The sequence below is a fragment of the Flavobacterium sp. WC2430 genome (assembly GCF_040822075.1).
In the GTDB taxonomy this organism is placed as follows: Bacteria; Bacteroidota; Bacteroidia; order Flavobacteriales; family Flavobacteriaceae; genus Flavobacterium.
Genome location: NZ_CP162007.1, coordinates 2,542,396 through 2,558,931, shown reverse-complemented (window position 1 = coordinate 2,558,931; position 16,536 = coordinate 2,542,396). Strand labels below are relative to the sequence as shown.

Sequence of the window (16,536 nt, the reverse complement as noted above, 5' to 3'; positions counted from 1 at the left end):
TAGGTTCCGAATTTTAAAATCCTGATTATTATATAATGTTGCAGGTTTTTTTATTATTTTATTGGTTCAAAACTAATAGCAGTTCCTCCACCTGGAGCCAAGTTCAAATTGATAGTAGATTTACTCGTAACTACCATTGTTTTTATTTTGTAAGCAATTGGATTTTTTTTCCAATCGGCATCTTTTGCGTCTTCGTAGATTGTTGCTTTGTATTTTTGTTTTGGAGTCAAGAAATCAAGTTTAATTGTTGATTTTCTAGCGTTTTCATCAGTAATTGCACCTACAAACCATGATTCTTTCCCTTTTGCTTTTCTTACTACCGTTAAATAATCACCCGGTTCTGCTTCAATGTATTTACTTTCGTCCCAATCTACAGCGACATCTTTGATGAACTGAAATGCATCGGGATATTTTTCATAATTCTCTGGCAAATCGGCTGCCATTTGAATTGGAGAATACATAGTCACATACAAAGCCAATTGTTTTGCTAATGTTGTATGCACTTGTTCCGTTTTATTTTTGTCATAATAACTCATTTTTATTTCAAAAATTCCTGGAGTATAATCCATTGGTCCTCCTAGAAGTCTTGTAAATGGTAAAATTGTTTCATGCATTGGAGGATTTCCAATACTCCACGCATTGAACTCCGTTCCACGAGCGGCTTCGGCTGCCACATAATTAGGATAGGTTCTACCATAACCTGTAGGATGTGATGATTCATGTGAATTGACCATTAATTTAAAATCGGCAGCACGTCGTGCAACATAATTAAAATGATTCACCATGGTTTGTCCGTCGTGAAATTCTCCGCGAGGAATAATTTTACCCACATAACCCGTTTTGGTCGCTGGATAACCGTATTTCACCATGTTCTCAAAATTACGATCTAAATGACGTTCAAAATTAGCAACTGAACCTGAAGTTTCATTGTGCATGATCATTTTCACGTTTTTTGATTTGGCGTAAGCCGAAATAGCAGCTATATCAAAATCAGGATAAGGCGTTGTGAAATCAAAAACTTCCTCTTTCCAGTTTCCATTCCAATCTTCCCAACCTACATTCCAACCTTCTACTAGAACACCATCAAAACCATTTTTGGCAGCAAAATCGATATATCTTTTTGTATTTTCAGTAGTTGCTCCGTGTTTTCCAGATGCTTTAGGTGCATCTGCAAAATTGGTTGCATTTTGAGAACCTGCATAATCCCAAGTTGATTTTCCTACATGCATTTCCCACCAAATTCCAACATATTTCATTGGTTTGATCCATGAAGTATCTTCAATTTTTGAAGGCTCGTTTAAGTTTAAAATCATTTTGGAACTCACAATATCTCTTGCATCGTCACTCACCATAATCGTTCTCCAAGGCGATACGCATGGCGTTTGTAAATAGGCTTTATCTCCAATCGCATTAGGAACTAATTGAGATGTTAATTTATAATTGCTTACATCCACATTTAAATGCATCACAGGATAATTCACTACTGCTGCTTCAAAAATATTGAGATATAATCCTGCCGGAGATTTCATCATCAATGGCGTTTGAACCATATATTTCCCTGGAATTGATTTTACACCAATACCATTGTTCATATTGATTTTGGTATTATCAATTTCAGATAATTTGGTTTCATTATATTCGTATTCATTACTGTCAAAATCGCCAGGAATCCAAAAAACTTTATTGTCGTCAGTTAAATTAAACTGTGTTTCTTCATCAGAAATAATGAAATAATTCAATTCTTTTTGTCTTGGAAAATCATATCTAAAAGCGACTCCTTCATCAAAAACCCTAAAAATGATATTCATTCTCACATTGGTTTCTTTTTGAGTAAGTGCTACCGTAAGTTCATTGTAATGATTAACGATATTGGCTTGTTCTCCTAAAACGGGCTGCCAAGTCTCATTGAATGTTGCTTTTGTAGATGTTGTAATTTCAAAATTAGCGTCTAAAGCTGGTTTTTCTTTTAATTTTATTCCAAGAACACTTTCAAGAATAACTGTCTTATCTTTATAATTAACGGAGTAAGCAGGTTGTCCATTTCCAGCAAGTTTAAAATTTAAAGTTATTTTATTGGAAGGAGATTGAATACTTTGTGCATGAAGCAAGCTCATCGCAAACAGAAGGAAAAAAGAGAAATGGTATTTCATTTAGTAACGTTTTTAGAAATGCTAAAATAGCAAATTCTTACCTTATAAGTAACAGTTATTAGCATACAATTTTATATAAAAAAACCCTCCAGTACTTAAACTGAAGGGCAAACCAAGTTAAAATAAAAACCAAACTATTTATTCAACTCTAAACCAACTTTATATTCGGTGTCTGAATTTGTTCCTACAAAAACTTCAAAAGCACCTGGCTCAGCAGCAAATAGTAAATCAGAATTATAAAATTTTAATGTTTCTTCTGATATTTCAAAAGTCACTGTTTGTGTTTCTCCTTTTTTAAGGAATATTTTTTGAAATCCTTTTAACTCTTTTATGGGTCTGGTAACTGAACCCACTAAATCTCTAATGTACAATTGAACGACTTCTTTTCCATCATAATTTCCTGAATTGGTTACATCAACACTAACTTTTACCGTATCATTGACGTTCATTTTCTCCGATGAGATTTTTAAATTTGAATATTTAAATGTGGTATAACTCAACCCAAAACCAAACGGAAATAAAGGTTCGTTTCTTTCATCAATATAATTTGATCTGAATTTTTCAAACTTTCCTTCTTTATTACCCAATGGTCTTCCTGTATTTTTTTGATTGTAATAAATAGGCACTTGTCCTACACTTCTAGGAAATGTTGCTGATAATTTACCTGAAGGATTTACAGCACCAAATAAAACATCGGCTATAGCAGTTCCTGCTTCGCTACCTGCAAACCAAGTATTTAAAATAGCTGGAACAGTTTCGTTTTCTTGAACTAAAACCAATGGACGTCCTGTAAACAATACTAGAACAACTGGTTTTCCAGTTTTAAGTAATTCTTGCAAAAGATCTTTTTGAGCTTGCGGAATTTCCAGTTTAGTACGGCTACTGCTTTCTCCACTCATTTCAGCAGATTCTCCTAGAGCCGCAACAATCACATCTGATTGACTAGCAATTTTTAAAGCTTCCGCTAATAACTCCGCACTTGTTCTATTGTCACGGTGTAAGGTTTTACCAAACATGGTTGCGTTTTCTTCAAAAACAGCATCATAATCTAGATCACTTCCTTTGGCATACAGCACATTCGCATTTCCTATTACTTCCTTAATTCCTGCCAAAAGAGAAATAGATTTATCCATATTGGTAGCTACACTCCAAGTTCCTGCCATATTTTCTTTGGCATCAGCCAAAGGGCCAATCACAGCAATAGTCCCAGTCTTTTTTAAGGGAAGTAATTGATTTTGATTTTTAAGTAAAACCAAGGATTGTGCCGCTGTATTTCTAGCTTCGGCTCTGTGATCTTTGGTAAAAATTTCTGTTTTTGCTCTATTTACATCACAATATTTATATGGATCTTGGAACAAACCTAAATCATATTTTGCATCAAGAATCAATTTAACGGCATTGTCAATTTGTGCTAGACTCACTTTCTTTTCGTCTAATGATTTTTTCAAAGTAGTTAGGAAACCTTCTCCTACCATGTCCATTTCAATTCCAGCATTTAGTGCTAGTGCTGATACGGTTTGTAAATCACCCATACCATGCTGAATCATTTCTGGAATTCCTGTAAAATCAGTAACTACAAAACCTTTAAAGCCCCATTGTTTTCTCAACACATCTGTCATCAACCATTTATTCCCTGTAGCTGGAATTCCATCAATCTCGTTGAAAGAAGCCATTACAGAACCTACACCAGCATCAATCGCCGCTTTGTAAGGAGGAAAATAATCATTGTACATTTTGATTCGGCTCATATCGACCGTATTGTAATCACGACCCGCTTCTGGAGCTCCGTATAAAGCAAAATGTTTTACACATGACAAAATTGTATTGTTGTTTGCTAAATTATTTCCTTGGTATCCCTGCACCATTGCTTTTGCAATAGCACTTCCTAAAAATGGGTCTTCACCAGAACCTTCAGAAACTCTTCCCCAACGTGGATCACGTGAAATATCAACCATTGGTGAAAAAGTCCAGTTAATCCCATCGGCGCTGGCTTCTTGTGCTGCAATTTGAGCACTTCTTTCAATCAACTTCATGTCCCAAGTACAAGACAATCCAAGTGGAATAGGAAAAGTAGTTTCATATCCATGAATAACGTCCATTCCAAAAAGTAATGGAATTTTTAGTCGGCTTTTTTCAACAGCAATCTTTTGAACTTCTTTAATTTTTTGAACCGATTTTATATTAAATAAACCGCCTACTTTACCATCTTCAATATTTTTAGCAACATTGGAACTATTGGCCGCACCAGTAGTAATATCACCTGAAGTGGGTAAATTTAATTGCCCTATTTTTTCATCCAAAGTCATCTTTGCCATTAATTCGGCAACAAACTCTGCTTTTGGTTTAATAATTTCTGCTTTTTTATTTCCCTTTTTTTGGCTGAAACCAAAGACTGAAAAACACAAAAACACTATGATAAATTTGTTATTCATTTCTTATTGTTTTTTTATTTGTTGGAACATCCAATCATAAATTTCTTTGTTGTCATATACTCGAGACCAACTATCATGTCCTGAATCATCAAAAATGGTTAGCTCTACATTTCCATTGCATTTTTTTAGTTCTTTATAAATTGCAATTGCATAATCTAGATTTACAACATCATCCATTAAACCGTGAAAAATATGAGTGGGAATAGTTGCAATCGTGCAAGCCTGTTCTAATTGAATTAAATCGACAAAACCCGAAATTGGAACTAGAGCAGCAAATAGATTAGGATGTGCAAACGCGAGATTATAAGTTCCCCAACCACCTAAACTTAATCCCGTAAGGTATATTCGGTTTGGATCAATATTGTTTTCTTTTTCAATTTTTAAAATCAATCGATACAATACCTCATTGTCCCATTCTTCATTTTCAGGACATTGCGGAGCTAAAACATAGGCGTCTAAATCATCTGTTTTTAAATATTTAAAAGGCCCATGAATTTTTACTTTTTCAATGTCATTCCCTTTTTCACCTGAACCATGAAGAAAAATGATTAATGGTTTTTTCTCTTTTGTATTCACTGGAATATGTAAGGCGTAACCCATTTCGTGTTTTTGCACGATTTCGGTTTTTAGTATTCCATTTATATCTTTTTGGGCATACGTTAGAAAAGAAAATAAAAGGGCAATTAATACAATTTTATGCTTCATCATTCTTTAAAAATTATATTTAGTCGAATGAAATCCTAATTTTTCTAAGCCGGGTTTTACTTCTGGAGCATTCATAAATAATTTCCAAATTAAACCCGAACGATAATTTTCAATCATGGGAGCAATCGTCCCTTGATCAATCGCTAAATAACGTGGTGTAACCCAGTTGTAATTCGGTGAAAATGCATCATAAGGTCCTGCAATTCCTACGTAATCTGATTTTTTCTCATCATATAAATAATGTAGAAACTTCATGGATTCTGTTGGAGTATAAGGAAATGATGAAAGCGCTGCTGTTGGTGTTATCACTCCTAAATCATTATCGGTGTCATGAGCTGAATAGCCGGTTGTTCCGTCAGCATTTCGAGAATAACTAGCGGTAAGCCCCCAGCATTTGTCTGAATACCCTTTCCATCCTTTTGGATTAGTAACACAATGAGTATAAATAATTTTAGCTTGATTTTGAGTCAAATCCCAATAGTTTGCATATTGATCCGATAATTGAGAAGGATCTAATCCTAAGTAAGAATATTGTGCCCAAAACAAAGGACCTGCATTTCCAGAAACCGTATTGTATTTAAAGATTAAAGGAATTCCATATTGTGTTTTTCCAGTTACAATAGTTCCGCTTCTTGCCCATCCATCATGATATGCCGCGGCAGGAATTGGATGAGTAGGTGAAGCTGCTCCGAGAATATAAGCAATCAAACATTCGTTATACCCTTCTAATTTGAATTTCATTTCCCATTGATAGGTAGGAGACCAATGCCAATACATGGCGTTTTCTCCATTAGTATACCAACTCCATTCTACCCCTTTCCATAAATTATCAGCTTTGGCCGATAATGCCATTTCTTGGGTATTTCCGTTTTTAAAATATTCTCTTACAGCAATCAATCCTTGACACAGGAAAGCTGTTTCAACGATATCACCACCATCATCTTTAGTACCAAATGAGATGGCATGCCCTGTTGTTCCATCCATCCAATGTGCCCAAGCTCCATGAAAACGATCCGCTTTATCAAGAAAATCCATTGCGGTAGTCATTCTAGTTACGGCTTCAACTCTTGGAATAAAACCTCTATCAACTCCAACAATCAATGACATTAACCCAAAACCAGAACCTCCAGTTGTGACTTTGTTTGCTTCGAAACTAGGATTGTCTGTATGATATCGTTCTCTTCCTAATTTTGAGTTGGGTTCAGCATAATCCCAAAAATACTTTATGGCATCTTTTTGAACTTGGTCTAAAACTTCCGTATCTGTTAAAGCAGTTATTGGTGCTGTAGGAGTAGTAGGTAATGGAGTTCCAGTACCACCTTTTGTATCTGGGCTAGAAGACGAGCAAGAATTAAAAAGACTAATCAGGGCTACTAAACATAATGAAATCTTCATCGTAATAAAATAATAGGATTAATAATTAAACCTCTAGTTTTTTAAACTAGAGGTTCATCTGATTTTTTATCTATTGTCTTTTTCTAACAAGTACAATGCTTTCACATCATTATTAGAAAGGGAAACATTATAAATTCTGAATTCATCCATTAATCCTGCATAACTAGTAGCCCAATCTTGTTGTGAACCATTATTAAGTGCAGGCGTAGTTTCAAATTGGTGTGTTCCAAAAACAACTTTACCATCGGTACCTGCCATTTCAAAATTTCCGTATTTAGGAGCATTATTCATGTTATCCAAACTTCCTGGATTATCAGCATACCATGTAGCAACACCTGCAACACCAGCCGAAGGCGCATAAGCAAAACCAGATAAATTAGTAGCTAATTCACCGTTTACATAGGCCGAAATTGTACTATTTGTAGCATTATAACTAAATACAACATGGACCCATTGGTTCAAACTATTGTCTAAATTCATGATAGCGCCTTGCCCTCTCCAAGCAACTCCAGCTCTTCCATTCTCAACACCTAATTTTAATCTGATTCTGTTTGGGAAAGCGCCATCAGGATTTTCCATAAAAACATTAATTCCACCCCAAAATTCAAGTGGTCTTACAATAGAAAAAATACCTTGTGCCCCTTTACCTTGACCTGGAGTTCCAGGATCAACAGTATTAGCCGTATTCATCCAAAATGAAATTGTATAATTGTTTAAAGATGTAATTGCAGTTGTAGCATTTCCAATTGCATAACGCTCTTCAGAGCTTGAACCATTATAGGCATTCCCTTTTATTCCTTGAGTGTACCCAACGTTTTTACCAACTAATCCAGTAATATTGTTTTTACTATCAGTTAAATTATCATCAAAACTTAATTTGACAAGTAAGTTACTTGCAGCAATATCATCTGAGTTATCATAGCCACCAATTGCTTCATAGGCAATTGGGCTATTAACTGTATCTAAGCTATCTCCAGCACAGCTTACAAAAAATGGAGCTGCAACAATTGAGGCAAGAAAATATATAAATTTATTTTTTTTCATAATTACAATTTTAAAAAATTAGTACCCAGGATTTTGAGTCGATAAACCATTTGCTTCACTAATAAATTTTTGAGGCATTGGGAAAAGTTCATTTTTACCTACAGTAAATGTTTTCCCATCAATAGCAAATGCAGCTGGTGCTTGACCAGTTCTTACAAGATCATAGAATCTATCATGTTCAAAAGCCAACTCAACTCTTCTTTCTTTCCAAATAGCAGTTCTAACATCTGCTTGAGAAACGGCAGTAGTATTAGCTAAACCTGCTCTATTTCTAATTTGGTTTAAAATTGGAATTGCAGTCGCCGTTTGCCCCAATTCATTCATAGCCTCTGCCTTTATTAATAAAACTTCGGCATATCTTAAGTATTTAATATTTACATCAGAATCCCAAGCATCAGTATAAGCCGAAGAATACGCTTTGTAATTGTATCTTGGATTTTCAACGGTTAGTGGCACTACTCTACCATCATACAAAGTGGTTCCTGCAAAAATGATTGTTGCATTTTTTCTAACATCACCTACTTCATAAGCATTCACTAAACTCATTGAAGGCGTGTTGAATCCCCAACCCCATCCACCAGCACCACGAGCGCCTTGGGTAGCAGAATATCCTTGAATTCCTTTGGCTGGAGTCGAACCAGTTCCTTGAATTTCAAAAATAGATTCCGAATCATTTTCTCCTGTGATTTTATATTGTGAAGCATAATCTGTTGCCAAGCTATATCCCACAACTAAATTTGCATTTTCCAAAGCTTTTTGCCATTCTTTTTGATACAAATACACTTTAGATAACAAAGCATAAGCAGCCCCTATAGAAGCTCTTCCTTTTTCAGAAGCACTATAGGTCCCTTTTGCAGGCAAAACAGCAATAGCATCCGTTAAATCACTCACAATAAAAGCATAAACTTCTGTTGTACTACGACGAGTTAACTGCATTACTCTATCTTCCTCTGAAGAAGGATTTGGTAAATGATCCACAATTGGAACACCTCCGTATGTTTTTACTAAAGTAAAGTACATAAATGCTCTTAAAAACTTGGCTTCACCCATTAATCGAGCTCTCAAATTAGCATTGGCTTGGTCTAATTGAGGAAGAAAGGATAAAGCTTGGTTGCATTTATTAATACCTTGATAATTAGCTGTAAACACTTCTTCAACTGAACCACTTGATGAGTTGTAAGTTAATGCATCCATTAAATCTTTATCTGATCCTGTATCTCCTGGAGAAGAACCTTTGTCCGCATCATCAGATGTGATACTTGATAGCCCTATCCATGAGAAAGAACTCATGTTCCAATCTGTGAATTTACTGTAAATAGCCGTGACAAAACCTTGAGCTCCAGCATCATTATTAAACAAGGCTAAATCTGTAGTTGATATGGTTTCTGTTTGCTTTGTATCTAAAAAATCATTAGTACATCCAGAGAAAATTAATGCCGAAAGGACAAATGCTGATATATATATCTTTTTCATTTTATTAAAATTTTAAATTAGCACCTATTACAAAAGATCTCAAAACAGGATAAGCATCTAGTTCAACGCCTTGCGAACCGTAAGGATCTCCATCACCATTCAATTCAGGTGAAAATCCTGAGAATTTTTGAGTGATAAAAGGATTAATTGCATTGCAGTAAATTCTGGCTGAATTAATAAACTCACTTTTTATAGGTAGTTTGTATCCTAAAGTAATATTATTTACTCTGAAGAAATCACCTGATTCCATATAGTAAGTAGAAGCTACTGGTACTTGATTGAAAGGAGCTGGATTTACAGCTGCAGTATTATTAACAGTAAAGAAATCTGTTGCCAAAACATTTTCAATGTTTTCACCAGAAAAACGTTGTGCTTTTTTACCATTGTATACTTTACTTCCATTAGTTCCGTATCCATCAACTGAGAAATCAAAGTTTTTATAATTTACACCCAATGAAATTCCGTAGGTCGATTTTGGTAATATTGAACCAACGTATTTTCTGTCTTCAATACTTAATAATCCTTGGCTAACAATTGAACCATCGGCTTTTAAATATTGCATTTGTCCATTAGCATCATAACCAGCATATTCATACAAGAAGAAACTACCTAATGGTTGTCCTATTGAAGAATTATTCAATAATTTTGTCCATTGTCCATTTCCTAAACCTCCACCAATTTTATCAGGTAAATTAGGATTACTTAAACTAGTCAACTCATTTTTATTATTTGAGAAGTTACCACCAATCCAATACGATACATTATCATTTATTTTGTCATCCCAACGTAATGATAATTCATACCCTTTGTTTGAAACCGCACCTACATGTGCTGGAGAGGTAGAACCTACACCTGCTGTTAAATAAGGTTTAGTATCTAAAATTACATTGTTAGTTTTTTTATCATATAAATCAATGGCTCCTTTTAATCTGCGGTCCATAAACTCAAAATCTAAACCTATTGTTTTTTCCTCCGTAATTTCCCAAGATAAACTAGGGTCAACTTGAGAATCAACACTTACACCTGGATATAAAATAGAACCTCCTAAATAACTGTCTAAACCAGAAGCAAAAGATTGATTATTCAATGGAACATTTTGGTTTCCTAATTTACCCCAACCTCCACGTAATTTTAACATGTCAATTCCTTTAACATCAGCTAAAAAACTTTCTTTAGATATAATCCAACCTAATCCTACAGATGGGAAAGTTCCCCAACGATAATCTTTGGCAAATTGTGAAGAACCATCTCTTCTTATTGTACCTGTTATTAAATATTTATCCATCAATTTATATTGGAAACGACCAAAATAAGAAGACAAACTTCTTTCATTATTCACAACATCAGTCAAACTAGTTACGTTAGCTGCATAATCAACTCCGGATAAAGACCAATAGTTTTCATTTGCATTCACATTTTTTCTTGAGATTTTTATGTGTTCTCTTGCGCCTTTTGATGATTGCTCCACACCAGCCATTAATTCGATATCATGTTCTCCAATTACTTTATTATACACTAAATAATTTGATAAATTCCAATTGAAATAATCTTCATTTTCTTTAGTCAATAAATTAATATTTGCCGTAGAAGAATACGTACTTGATACTCGTGTTGGATCAGCAGCCAACCAAATTTTTTGAGTGTCTTCATAATTGTAATTTTTCCAAGTATAATATTCCGCATTAAACTGAGAAGTAAATTTCAATCCTTTAAGTAACTCTACATCCAGTTTTAAACCACCTTGCATAGTGATACTTTTTTGTTGTTCATCAAAAAAGTTTAATTGAGCAACTGGATTACCTACATTATTAAACGCAGATCCGCTTGTAGAAGCAAAGCCGTTTGAACCAACAAATGGTACACCATATTGTCCAGAAGGAAAATACACGGGAACGATTGGTGATTGCTTATACGCATTTGTAAATGCTGATAACGGTTTTGGAGTTGAATGCGTAAATCCTACACTGAAATTTTGAGATAAATTGATTCTTTTAGAAATTTTGAAATCATTGTTACTTCTTAAAGTCAACCTATTATAATCCAATCCATCCAAAATTCCTTTTTCATCATAGTGACCCAAGCTAAAAAAGTATTTTACATTTTCAGATGAACCTGAAACTGAAACATTATTTTGTGTGTATGATCCTGTTCTAGTAATTGCTTTGTACCAATCCGTATTAGTTGGTTGGTCTTGTGAGAAAGTAGTATTTCCCAAAGCTACATTAGAATAATAAGAATACTTGTTGCTACCCGCCATTTTTACATTCTTTAATGCATTTCTAAAACCGGCATAAGATTCAAATTCAACAGTTGCTTTCTCTCCACTCCCTTTTTTTGTTGTAATTAGAATTACCCCATTTGCTGCTCTATTACCATAAATTGCTAATGCAGATGCATCTTTCAAAATATCGTAAGAAGTAATATCATTTGTATTGATATTATTTATGTTTTCTACCGGCATTCCATCAACAACATACAAAGGAGATCTTCCTCCTAAAGCAGTTCCTAAACCTCTAATCACAACCGTTGGAGTTGAACCAGGCAAATCAGAAGCAATAACTTGCACCCCTGCTGCTTTACCTTGAATAGCTTGTGATGCATTCAATACTTTAGTTTTCGAAATTTCTTCTGCCTTTATTGAAGTAGTAGCCGAAGTATTATCGGATCTTTTTCTAGTTCCGTACCCAATTACTACTACCTCTTTCAGTGCAGTGTCTTTGGAATCCAACAGTGTTATAGTCATTGGGGCAGCTGTTGCGGTTATAGAAACAGCTTCAAAACCCAACATGGTTACTTTTAATGTCTCGCCTACTTTGGCATTGATATTAAAATTTCCGTCAAAATCAGTATCAGCATTTGAAATAGAAGATACCACAATTGCTCCTGGTATTCCAATTCCATTTTTATCTAATACTTTTCCCTTAATTACTTGACCAGACATATAAGCTGGAAGTAGGATGAGTGCTATAAAGCTCAAAATAAAATTTCTCATGTATTAATAATTTGTTAAAGTTAGTGGAGCCAAATTAGATAATTACAACGTTATAGTAACTATAAAGGAATTACTACATAGCCACATCAGAAGAATGAAAATAGCTGAAAAATCAACGCTATAAAGAGGCTGTAAAGGAAAATGAGTAATCGACTACATCGTTATGATGTAGTAATGATGAGTTGTAATTCCGTAAAAAAATAATGTAAATAATAAACTATCTTTAAAAATAGAGTTGTTTTTATATCATTAATAAAAATTTGGATAGATTTTCATCCTGAACAAGGTTCAATTTCTTTCTAAGACGGTAACGGTGTAATTCAACCCCTCTATATGAAATATTCATCATGGGAGCAATCTCTTTTGAAGAAAGGTTCATTTTTAAGTAAATGCAAAGCTTGATATCTTTAGGTGTCAGAATTGGAAACTTTTTAGAAAGATTTATTATAAACTCATTATGAATCTGATTAAGATTAGTTTCAAAAGTTTCCCATTCATGTTTATTAACTGCGTTAATTTTTATCGCCTTTTTAATCTCACTCGTTAATTTATTAATATCGGTTTCCGTATTTAAAATCCCTTGAATTTTTTCAATCATCTCACTTTGCTTAGCTATCGAAAGTGATTTTCCAGCAACTTCTGATGATTTAGATTGCAATTCTAATTCTAGAATGTGTTTTTCATACTCTTGACTGTTTAGCTCATTCTCCGCTTTCAATTCCATTTCAAGAATTTTCTTTTGATGCTTTAACTCTTCTTCTCTTAAAGCCAATTTTTGAATGTATCTAATTTTATTCCATCTGTAATACACATATAAAATGACACTAATTACAATAAGGTAGAATAGAATCATCCAAAAAGAATAATACCATGGCTTAGCTACTTCATAATTAAACTCAGCCACTTTATTATAATTTAAACCGTCATGATTATAAACAGAAACTGCATAATCACCACTATCCAAATTATTAAGAACGATCGTTCCTTCTTTTACACCTAAAAATTCTTTTGAATCATTAATTTTATAAAATAGACTAGGCTTATTTGCTCCATATATACCTGAAATTACATGCAGTTTTAATTCTGAGTTATAATCAATCTTTGATTTATTGACTACTAATTGATCTACATTAAATGCTTCTACCTTGATTTTTGGGATCGGTTTATTATTGTATTTTAGTTGTAATTTTATAAAACCATCATCTAAATTTAATAGATAATTATCATTACTCTTGAACACATTCAAATTGTCATTAATGATTTTACCTTTGTAATATTTTTCTTGAACTATATTCCAAATAAACTTATTTTTATTAGCAAAAATGTGAAACAAAAGTCCATCCTTCAACACTATAAAATGATTTTCATCAATAGTCACTATATCAGAAACGTTTTTAAAATTCACATTAAATAATTCGTTTTCTTCTAATTGATTAGTAATTGAATTGTACGTATACCAAGTATGATGTATTAAAAAAAGAATTTCATTACGGAATTCCACTATTTTAACCCCAAAATCATTCGTTATCTTACTCAGTTGTGTTACATTATCTACACTTAGTGTTTCATATGCATCATTATAGACTATTCGATAAAGACCTCTGTTATTATCAGCGGCCCATATTTCATTTTTTCTATTCTGCGCAACATATTTAATTGGTTTCAATACTCCCTTCACTACAATATGTTTACTTAAATCGTTAACATCATTGTAAATTACCACACCGCTATAAGTAGCTTGAATAAAAGAATTATTGATGCTACTCTTGGTCATATTCCAACCTCCATTTATAGAACTCAATTTATAAAAGGAATCATTTTCATAAATAAAAGTTCCCTCATTATGACCAATAAGGAATTTATTATTGATTTTACTAATATTCCATGCTTGACCTTCTGAATTGGGAATTAGCGATAACTGTTTGTCTACATATTTGTATACCCCGTGATTGGAAGCCATTAAATACCCTTTTGGAATACTGGCAACAGAATAAACCGATCCTAGAATACCGGAGCTGTCATAAAAAATAGATACAGGTGAGTTGACTTCGATATGTGCAATTCCATTATCCAAGCCTAACCAAAGATCATCTTCTTTATCGTGGCCAATACTCAAAATAGAATTATTCATCAATACATTATTTCTATTTATGTTTGTATAAGAACCATCATTTAAATCAAAAATAAAAACTCCTTTACTTGCGGTACCAATTACTAATTTATTGTTTTTAATGAATTCAGCCACATTTATATTTGCTGATTTCAGCATCGTGTTTAATGCATTTTTCCATGGAATAAGAGTATTATTTTCTAATACATAAACTCCATTTTTTTTAGTAAAAAAATAGGTCTTACCGTCCTGTTTTTGAATGGCATGGATTACATTATTTTCTAAAATGGACCATTCATTCACTTTTTGAATAATCCCTTGATTCATTTTATAAATCCCTTTCTCTACTGATGCTATCAATAGTTGATTGTCTACAACAAAGCAATAAGAAGCTAAAAAAGGAAATTTTATTTGCTTGATTGCTTTTCCGTCAAAAAGGAAAAGACTATTAAATGACTGAAAATAAATTTGTCCTTTAAATTTAATTATCTTCCAAATTTCTTCATTATTCTTGTCATCAAATACTTTGTTCCCTTTCGATAGTGAAACATATTGCATCTTCCCGCCTTTACGAAACCAATATCCAAATTCTTTATAAGAACCTGAATATATTCGGTCTCCATCTACCATTATAGATCGAATAATTGTTTTGTTTGGCAAAGAATATTTTTCCCATTTTACCCCATCATAACGCAACAAGTTGTAATTATTAGCAAAATACATGGCATCGTCAGTTCCTTGGGCTACATTCCAAATTTGGTTGTCGCCTTGGTAATTAGATTTGCTATAATTTTCTACAAATGGGAGCAAATCCTGAGCGTATAGTTGAATAGATAGAAAAAAGAAAAAGAATAATGGTATTGTCTTGGCTTTCAATTTCGGGAAGTTTTTATTTTCAAATATAATCAGATTTATTCGATTTTTAGGCATAAAAAAAGCTCCTCAACCGAGAAGCTTGTTACAAAACAGGATTAATTTTAACTCAAAAGTAAATGATAAACTTGATTTGCAATTTCTATTTCTTCGTTAGTTGGAATCACCATAATTTTAGTTTTTGAATCTAAAGTGTTGATTTCCCGAATTTCTTTGGAACGGGTTTCATTTTTAGCATGATCCAATTCAATACCGTAATAATCCATATCCGTACACACTAATTTTCTAATATAAGAAGAATTTTCTCCAATTCCTGCCGTAAATATTATCGCATCCAGACCGTTCAAAACAGCAGCATAAGAACCAATGTATTTTTTAATTCGATAGGCATTCATTGCTAATGCTAACTGGCAATCTAAATTCCCTTTTTCAGCATTATCTTCAATATCCCGTAAATCACTATATCCAGTAAGACCTAACATCCCACTTTGTTTTTGCAACATTGTATTCACTGAATCCAATGAATAGCCTAATGAATTAACCAGATAAAAAATTACTGATTGATCAACATCACCAGAACGTGTTCCCATAATTAGCCCGTTCATAGGTCCAAAACCAAGCGTATGATCGATACTTTTCCCGTCTTTAATGGCAGTCATACTGCAACCATTACCTAAATGAATTGTAATTATTTTTGAGCTTTTCTCTAAATAATCAATCGCTTTTTCCGAAACATATTTATGACTGGTTCCATGAAATCCATAGACCCTAATCTTATTTTCTGTCAAAAGATAATTTGGTAACGCATATTTGTGTGCCAAAACAGGAATCGTTTGATGAAAAGCAGTATCAAAAACAGCTACTTGTTTTGCCGTTCCAAAAATCTCCTCAGCAACTATAATCCCTTCTAAATTCGCTGGATTGTGTAACGGTGCTAAATCAAAAAGTTGTTTTATTTTTTCTTTTACATCAGTATCGATAATTACAGTATCCGAAAAACTAGCTCCTCCATGCACTACCCGATGTCCAACAGCATCAATTTCTTTTGTACTCCTTATCACTCCTACTTTATCATCCATCAACAACTGAGCAATTTTCTCTAATCCTATTTTATGATTGGCAATTGGCAAAATTTCTTCTAAACTGTCTTTATCCGTTTTATAAGTAAAATTAGAAGTTTCCAATCCTATTCGATCAATCATACCATTACAAATTACTTCCTTTGATGGCATGTTTATTAGTTGGTATTTTATAGATGAACTGCCTGAATTTATTATGACTATTTTCATTAAACTTAAATTTAAAAATTGAAAGATTGAAAGATAAAACAACTATTATTTAAATCATTAAATTTTCAATCTT

Annotated in this window: 9 protein-coding genes; all 9 read right to left on the bottom strand. The window is 33.2% G+C overall.

Annotated features, from left to right (window positions below; all coding sequences use genetic code 11):
- Positions 1-53 precede the first annotated feature (53 nt).
- The 9 genes from AB3G36_RS11175 to AB3G36_RS11135 all read right to left on the bottom strand — a co-directional run bounded on the left by AB3G36_RS11175 (position 54) and on the right by AB3G36_RS11135 (position 16,463).
- Positions 54-2,150 (bottom strand): glycoside hydrolase family 97 protein, encoded by a 2,097-nt coding sequence (locus AB3G36_RS11175; protein WP_367752745.1) that lies wholly within the window; start codon positions 2,148-2,150, stop codon positions 54-56.
- Positions 2,151-2,284: 134 nt separating this feature from the next.
- On the bottom strand, positions 2,285-4,582 hold the full coding sequence (bglX, locus tag AB3G36_RS11170) for a beta-glucosidase BglX (protein ID WP_367752743.1): 2,298 nt from the start codon (positions 4,580-4,582) through the stop codon (positions 2,285-2,287).
- 3 nt (positions 4,583-4,585) lie between these two features.
- Complete coding sequence (locus AB3G36_RS11165; protein ID WP_367752740.1) at positions 4,586-5,290, bottom strand: prolyl oligopeptidase family serine peptidase; 705 nt, start codon at positions 5,288-5,290, stop codon at positions 4,586-4,588.
- Positions 5,291-5,293: 3 nt separating this feature from the next.
- The gene (locus tag AB3G36_RS11160; RefSeq protein WP_367752738.1) at positions 5,294-6,682 is read right to left on the bottom strand and encodes a glucoamylase family protein; all 1,389 of its coding nucleotides are present in this window, start codon (positions 6,680-6,682) and stop codon (positions 5,294-5,296) included.
- Between the two features lie 66 nt (positions 6,683-6,748).
- On the bottom strand, positions 6,749-7,726 hold the full coding sequence (locus AB3G36_RS11155) for a LamG-like jellyroll fold domain-containing protein (RefSeq protein WP_367752736.1): 978 nt from the start codon (positions 7,724-7,726) through the stop codon (positions 6,749-6,751).
- Positions 7,727-7,744: 18 nt separating this feature from the next.
- Positions 7,745-9,199, bottom strand: a complete 1,455-nt coding sequence (locus AB3G36_RS11150; protein ID WP_367752734.1) for a RagB/SusD family nutrient uptake outer membrane protein — start codon at positions 9,197-9,199, stop codon at positions 7,745-7,747.
- 4 nt (positions 9,200-9,203) lie between these two features.
- Positions 9,204-12,191 carry a SusC/RagA family TonB-linked outer membrane protein gene (locus AB3G36_RS11145; RefSeq protein WP_367752732.1) on the bottom strand — a complete coding sequence of 996 codons (2,988 nt, stop codon included), beginning with the start codon at positions 12,189-12,191 and terminating at the stop codon, positions 9,204-9,206.
- A 241-nt stretch (positions 12,192-12,432) separates the two neighbouring features.
- Positions 12,433-15,177, bottom strand: coding sequence for a LuxR C-terminal-related transcriptional regulator (locus AB3G36_RS11140; RefSeq protein ID WP_367752730.1), 2,745 nt, complete (start codon positions 15,175-15,177; stop codon positions 12,433-12,435).
- A 101-nt stretch (positions 15,178-15,278) separates the two neighbouring features.
- Complete coding sequence (locus AB3G36_RS11135; RefSeq protein WP_367752728.1) at positions 15,279-16,463, bottom strand: acetate/propionate family kinase; 1,185 nt, start codon at positions 16,461-16,463, stop codon at positions 15,279-15,281.
- Between the last annotated feature and the right edge of the window lie 73 nt (positions 16,464-16,536).

Bases quoted from the DNA above. Each gene is read 5' to 3' on its own strand.
- AB3G36_RS11175 (WP_367752745.1), bottom strand. From the start codon at position 2,150: ATGAAATACCATTTCTCTTTTTTCCTTCTGTTTGCGATGAGCTTGCTT.
- bglX (WP_367752743.1), bottom strand. From the start codon at position 4,582: ATGAATAACAAATTTATCATAGTGTTTTTGTGTTTTTCAGTCTTTGGT.
- AB3G36_RS11165 (WP_367752740.1), bottom strand. From the start codon at position 5,290: ATGATGAAGCATAAAATTGTATTAATTGCCCTTTTATTTTCTTTTCTA.
- AB3G36_RS11160 (WP_367752738.1), bottom strand. From the start codon at position 6,682: ATGAAGATTTCATTATGTTTAGTAGCCCTGATTAGTCTTTTTAATTCT.
- AB3G36_RS11155 (WP_367752736.1), bottom strand. From the start codon at position 7,726: ATGAAAAAAAATAAATTTATATATTTTCTTGCCTCAATTGTTGCAGCT.
- AB3G36_RS11150 (WP_367752734.1), bottom strand. From the start codon at position 9,199: ATGAAAAAGATATATATATCAGCATTTGTCCTTTCGGCATTAATTTTC.
- AB3G36_RS11145 (WP_367752732.1), bottom strand. From the start codon at position 12,191: ATGAGAAATTTTATTTTGAGCTTTATAGCACTCATCCTACTTCCAGCT.
- AB3G36_RS11135 (WP_367752728.1), bottom strand. From the start codon at position 16,463: ATGAAAATAGTCATAATAAATTCAGGCAGTTCATCTATAAAATACCAA.